6 protein-coding genes and 1 pseudogene are annotated in these 6,155 nt (G+C 73.5%); 6 read left to right on the plus strand and 1 reads right to left on the minus strand.

The features are described 5' to 3' along the window. The 3 genes from ACWEVO_RS27170 to ACWEVO_RS27180 form a co-directional block, all read left to right on the plus strand. Window positions 1–655, plus strand: a 655-nt coding sequence (locus ACWEVO_RS27170) for a carbon-nitrogen hydrolase family protein (RefSeq protein ID WP_452310338.1), incomplete at its 5' end; no start/stop codon positions are given. A 60-nt stretch (window positions 656–715) separates the two neighbouring features. Then, on the plus strand, window positions 716–1,360 hold the full coding sequence (locus ACWEVO_RS27175; protein WP_452310339.1) for an HAD family hydrolase: 645 nt from the start codon (window positions 716–718) through the stop codon (window positions 1,358–1,360). Window positions 1,361–1,515: 155 nt separating this feature from the next. Continuing rightward, entirely contained in the window at window positions 1,516–2,445 is a 930-nt protein-coding gene (locus tag ACWEVO_RS27180) for a serine protein kinase RIO (protein ID WP_452310340.1), read from the plus strand. Window positions 2,446–2,524: 79 nt separating this feature from the next. Here the strand turns inward: ACWEVO_RS27180 and ACWEVO_RS27185 are convergent, their stop codons facing one another. Next, a complete protein-coding gene (locus ACWEVO_RS27185; protein ID WP_452310341.1) occupies window positions 2,525–2,779 on the minus strand; it encodes a DUF2630 family protein in 255 nt (84 codons plus the stop codon). 495 nt (window positions 2,780–3,274) lie between these two features. On the opposite strand from ACWEVO_RS27185, the gene ACWEVO_RS27190 reads away from it, so the two are divergent. The 3 genes and pseudogenes from ACWEVO_RS27190 to ACWEVO_RS27200 form a co-directional block, all read left to right on the plus strand. Next, a complete protein-coding gene (locus tag ACWEVO_RS27190; RefSeq protein ID WP_452310342.1) occupies window positions 3,275–4,657 on the plus strand; it encodes a cytochrome P450 in 1,383 nt (460 codons plus the stop codon). Then, complete coding sequence (locus ACWEVO_RS27195) at window positions 4,654–5,565, plus strand: terpene synthase family protein (RefSeq protein WP_452310343.1); 912 nt, start codon at window positions 4,654–4,656, stop codon at window positions 5,563–5,565. The genes ACWEVO_RS27190 and ACWEVO_RS27195 overlap by 4 nt, the downstream gene beginning before the upstream one ends. Further along, window positions 5,562–6,155 (plus strand): annotated as a pseudogene (locus tag ACWEVO_RS27200) (prenyltransferase); the annotation flags it as partial. The gene ACWEVO_RS27195 and the pseudogene ACWEVO_RS27200, both read left to right, overlap by 4 nt.

Genomic DNA, 6,155 nt, shown 5'->3' on the forward strand with positions numbered 1-6,155 from the left:
CACCGACCTAACCACGGACGGGGACGGCCGGGTCGACGACCCGCGGCTGGACCCGATGCGCGCGGCCGCCCGGGACGGCGGGACGACGGTGGTGGTGGGTGCGGCGGTCCGGCACCCGGACGGGCGGCGCACCATCTCCGCCCTGGTGGTCGACCCGACCGGCGCGGTCCGGGTCGGGTACGACAAGCAGCAGCTCTGGAGTGGCGAGCGCGAGCTGTTCGACGCCGGCCGGCGCGGCGCCACCCTGGTGGTCGAGGGCTGGCGGCTCGGCCTCGGCATCTGCTACGACGGCTGCTTCCCGGAGCACGGCCGTGCCGCCGCCGACGACCAGGCGCACGGCTATCTCTGCCCGAGCGGCTACCTGGCCGGCTCGGCGCACCGGCGCGACCTCTACTACGCCGCCCGCGCCCTGGACAACACCATGTACGTGGTCTTCGCCAACGCCGTCGACGGCGCCGACCCGTGGCGCTTCAACGGGGGCGCCGCCGTGTACGACCCGGAGGGGCGGCCACTGGCCCGGGGCGCGGACACCGGGGAGGACGTGCTGGTGGCCACGCTCGACCCGGCCGCCCTGGCGGCGACCCGGGCCGCGCACACCATGCTCGCCGACCGCCTGCCCGACCAGGGGCTCCCCCGAACGACCCTGTCGGCCTGACGGACGGCGGCGGCCCCTCGGCCCTGTCGGTCGTACACCTCGGTCCCGTAAGGTGCCCGCGTGCCGCTCCTCCTGCTCGATCTGGACAACACCCTGCTCGACCGCGCGGGCCCGTTCCGCGCGTGGGGTGAGCGGTTCCTGGCGGGCGTCGGCGCGCCGCCCGGGGACATCGACTGGTTGCTCTCCGTCGACGCCGACGGGCTCACCGACCGGTGGGACGTGGCGGACGCGATCCGGGACCGGTACGCGCTGCGCATCCCCTCTATCGACCTGGTCGAGGAGTTGCACGACGGGGTGGTGGCGAACACCCGGCTGGACCCGCTGGTCGCCTGCGCGCTGCGGATCGCCGACGACGCCGGCTGGGTGCCGGTGGTGGTCACCAACGGCGTGGTGCGCCAGCAGGAGCCGAAGATCCGCCGTACCGGCCTGGACCGGTACGTCGCTGACTGGGTGATCTCGGAGGAGGCCGGGGTGAGCAAGCCCAACCCTCGGATCTTCGCGCTCGCCGCTCAGCGGGTGCGGATGCCGCTGCGCGGCGCCTGGGTGGTGGGGGACAGCCCGGAGGCGGACATCGGCGGGGCGAGCGCGGTCGGCCTGCCGAGCGTCTGGCTGCACCGCGGCCGCCGCTGGTCGGACGCCCGGTTCGCCCCCACCCGCACGGTGGACGGCCTGATCGCGGCGGTGGCCACGGTGCTGGCCGGTTAAATCGGTTGACCCGCCCGCCCGCTGCGGTGAGCATGGGGCCGCGCGAGGGCGCAAGCCGGGCGGCGCCCGGTCGAGGAGAGGAGGTCGGTCATGGCCGTCTTTGCAGGGTCGTTCCACCTGCCTCCATCAGCCTCGATCGAAGGATCAACCCACCCGTGCGCGAACACGACCTCCCGGCGCCGCAGCGCCGTGGCCGCGGCAAGAGCCGCTTCGACGACGACGAGCCCTCCTTCCTGAAGCGGGGCCGGCACACTGAGCCGGTCCTGAGCGAACCCGACGACGAGCCCGCCCCCGAGGACGCCTGGTCCTCGTGGGACGGGGCCGTGCACGGGCCCGAACCCCATCCCGACTGGCTGGTCACCGAGCTGGCCGCCCGGGACACCGAACTGGGCGTGCTCAAGACCGGCAAGGAGGCGGACGTCCACCTGGTCCGCCGGGCCGTGCCGGACACCGACCGCTCCTGCCTGTTGGCGGCCAAGCGTTACCGGGACCCCCAGCACCGGCTGTTCCACCGGGACGCCGGCTATCTGGAGGGACGCCGGGTCCGCCGGTCCCGGGAGATGCGGGCGATGGCCGGACGGACCACGTTCGGCCGGCAGATGATCGCCGGGCAGTGGGCGGCGGCCGAGTTCGGCGCCCTGTCCCGGCTCTGGGAGATCGGCGCCGACTCCGGTCGGATCGCCGTGCCGTACCCGGTGCAGCTGCTCGGCACCGAGCTGATGCTGGAGTTCATCGGCGACGCCGGGGAGGGGCAGGCCGCCCCGCGGCTGGCCCAGCTGCGGCCCGAGGGCGCCGAGCTGCGTGACCTGTGGGAGCAACTGGTCGACGCCCTGGCGGTGCTGGCCCGGGCCGGCTACGCCCACGGCGACCTGTCGCCGTACAACCTCCTGGTGCACCGGGGGCGGCTGGTCATGATCGACCTGCCGCAGGTGGTCGACGTGGTGGCCAACCCGCAGGGACCCGAGTTCCTCGCCCGGGACGTCCGGGTGGTCGGCACCTGGTTCGCCGCCCGGGGCCTGCCCGCGGCGGCCGCCGACCCGGCCGAGCTGACCGGGCTGCTGCTGCGGGAGGCGGGGATCCGCTGAGCGAGTCGCGTCCCGGGTGGGGAGCATCCGCCCGGGACGCCGGCACGTGGTCCCCCGGCCCGTGCCGGGGGACCGCAGGTCACTGGAGGTAGCGCTCGACCTCCGACAGGGGGCGTTCGCCCTGGGCGTCCGGGTCGCCGTGCGCCTGGCGGGCCGCCCGCCGGCGGCGCAGCAGGTCCCAGCACTGGTCGAGGGACTCCTCCAGGGCCCGCAGTCGCTCCCGGGCCGCGTCGTCGGTGCCGGCCTCGTTCTCCTGCGCGGCCGAGCGCAGCCGGTGCTCCTCGTCGACGAGCTCGGAGATCCGGTTCAGGATGGTCTTGTCGTCCATGACCATGAGCCTGGCACAGGGCGCCGGGCCGCGCCCGCGTTCTCCCCGCCGCCGGTCCGCCGGGCACGGTGATACGGGTGGTGGCCCGGTGCCGGGGCGACATGTCGCCCCGCCATGACCGCCGCCGTCTGTGCCTTCCGCCCCGCCGGCGCCGCGTCGTCGCGGGCCGTCACCGGCCGCCCAGCGGTACGCGCTGCCCGCCCCAGCGGTACGCGCTGCCCGTCGCCGGGTCCGCCGGCGAGCTGCCTGGGTGGTCGTACCGGGTTGCGGCACCGGAGCGTGGAGCCGGGACTCGGCTTCGGCAACGTGACCGGCACCGGTGGGAAATGCGCGCGTGACCTTTCTCACCATTGCTCTCTAGTGGAGCGTTAAACATCTCTGCGCGAAAATTTCTCTGCTCTCGTCTAGAGAAGGCTCTCGTGACGATGGCATGCTTCCCGGAACCGTCACTCGACATAGTCGGTCCGCGACGTACCGTCGTCAGAAGGGGGTTCATCGCACGTGGGAGCAGCAGCCACGGCGATCCGCGCCAGGCGAGCGGGGTCCGTACCGCTCCGCCACGTCCTGCCCAGCCTGGTTCGTGACCCGGCCCAGGGGCTGGTGAGCTTCGGGGAGCGATCGGGCGGCGAGATCGTCCGGCTCAACCTCGGCTCGTTCCGGCCGTTCCTGGTGACCCACCCCGAGCACCTGCAGCGGGTGCTCCGGGAGCGGGCCGACAACTATGTCCGCGCCGGTGACGGCCTGCAGTGGCGTCCGCTCAAGCGGCTGTTCGGCGACGGCATCCTCAGCGACGGCCGGCACTGGACGGACAGCCGGCACATACTCCAGCCACTGTTCACCGCCCGCCGGATCGACTCCCTGGTGGACCGCCTGGCCGAGGTGATTGACCAGGCGGTCGCCGAGCTGGACGGCCCCGCCGCCGACGGCCGGCCGGTCGACATGGGCACCGAGCAGGCCCGAATCGTCTGTCAGGCGATCATGCGGGTGTTCTTCGCCGACAAGGTCTCGGTGCCGCAGGCCATGCGGATCATGGAGGCGCAGGACGCCATCGCCTCCTCGGTGATGCCGCGAATCGCCGTGCCGTGGGCGCCGCTGGCCGTGCCGATGCCCGGCGACCGCAGCTTCCGCCGCGCCGTGCGCACCATCGACGACACCCTGCTGCCCATCGTCCGGGCCAGCCGGGAGACGGCCGAGACCGACGGCGACGACATCATCTCGACGCTCTGGCGCGGTCGTACGCCGGACGGCCACCGGCTTGAGGAGTGGCAGGTCCGCAACGACACCGTGGCCATGGTGGCCACCACCACCGAGACCACCATCGCCGTGCTCACCTGGCTCTGGCCCCATCTTGAGGCGGACCCACAGGTCGCCGCGCGGCTGCAGGAGGAGATCGACCGGGTGGTCGGCGATGCGCCGGTCCGCCAGGTCCACCTCAAGGAACTGCGCTACACCCGGCAGGTCCTCGACGAACTGCTCCGGCTCTACCCGATCGGCTGGCTCTTTCCCCGGCGGGCGGTCGAGGAGGACGTGATCGGCGATGTCCGCATCCCCGCCGGCTCGACCCTTGTGGTCAGCCCGCTGATCACCCACCGGATGTCGATGTTCTGGGACCGGCCCCAGGTGTTCGACCCGGACCGGTTCGCCCCGGAGCAGGCACGTAAGCGGCACCGGTACGCCCACTTCCCGTTCGGCGGCGGCCCGCACCAGTGCCTCGGGATGCACCTGTTCTACCTGGAGGCCCTGCTCATCGTGGCCACGGTGCTCAGCCGCTACCGGTTCCGGCTGTGTCGCCCGCAGCTGCCCGGCATCAAGGTCGCCGCAGCACTGCGGCCCAAGGAGCGGGTTGAGGTGACGCTCGAGCGGGCACCGGGCGTGGCCGGGTGACCGGAGTGGTGGAGGGCGTCGACGACCAGCTGCGTACCGCGGCCGAGCAGGGCCGGATCTGGGCGTTGGCCGCCCGGGGGCAGCGCGACCTCGCCGAGGTGGGTGCCGCGTACCCCGAGCTCTTTCCGGCCCGACCGTTCGACGCGGCGCTGTTCAGCAACGTGGCGGCGGCGATCGCCTTCGGCGCGCCCTGGTGCGACTTGGCGCGCCTGCGGGTCACCAACCGCGCGGTGCTGTGGGGCTTCGCGCTGGACTGGCTGATCGACTACGTGGCCACCTCGCGGGAGGAGATCGACCGGATCAGGGCCCGCTGCCTGGCGGTGGCCGACGGGGAGCCGCCGGGCCCCGACGATCCGCTCAGCCGGCTCCTCGCGGAGCTGCGTGACGAACTGGCCACCGTGCCCGTCTTCGCCGACGCCCGTCCGGCCTGGCGTACCGAGCTGCGCAAGGTGCTCGATGCGATGGCCCGGGAATGGGACTGGCGGCATAGGTCCACGGTGGACGGCCAGCCCGGCCCGCTGCCGAGCCTCGCCGAGTACCTCGACAACGCCGACAATCTGGCCTGCACCCTGGTCAACGTCACCCACTGGATCTACTCCGGCGACCCGGGCATCCTGGCCGAGCTGGACCGGCTGATCGAGGCCAGCACTGAGGTCCAGCGGATCCTACGCCTCGTCAACGACCTGGGCACGTACGAGCGGGACCTGCGCTGGGGTGACCTGAACGCGCTGTTGCTTGTCGAGGACCGGGCCGAGGTGGAGCTCCGGATCGACGAGCTGGTCGGCCGGGCCCGGGAGCTGCTGGCGGAGCTCCGCACCACCTGCCCCGAGCAGGCCGACTACCTGGCTCGGCAGATCGGCTTCAGCAGCGGCTTCTACCGGTCCGCCGACTTCTGGGGGGCACTGTGACCGACGCGCTCGACACCCGCGCCGTACCCCGGGACGGCGCGGATCCGGACGGCTCGTCGGTGGCCGGGTTGCTCGACGGGATGAGCCGAGACCCGGCCGGCCGGCAGACCCCCTCGGTGTACGAGACCGGACGGCTGGTCGCCCTCGCCCCGTGGCTCACCGGTCACCACCGTCGGCTGCGTCACCTGCTCGACGGGCAGCGCTCCGACGGCGGGTGGGGCGCGCCGGAGGGGTACGCCCTGGTGCCGTCCCTCAGCGCGGTCGAGGCCCTGCTGGCCACCCTGGCCGGTACGGCGCCGGTCGAGGTGCCCCGGGACGAGCTGCGGGCCGCCGCCAGGCGGGGTCTCGCGGCGCTCACCGGCTGGCTCGGTTCGGCCCAGCGGATCTCCGTGCCGGACACCCCGGCCGTCGACGTGATCGTGCCCACCCTGATCGATGCGATCAACGAGCATCTGCGCCGACCCGGCACCGACCCGCTGCCCGGCGCTGAGCCGCTGCTGCTGCCCGCGGGCATGGACCGCCACCGCGTCGACGCGGTGCGCGGGCTGGTCGCCAGCGGCAAGCCGGTGCCGCAGAAGCTGCTGCACGCC

It is taken from the genome of Micromonospora sp. NPDC003776, from assembly GCF_053605645.1.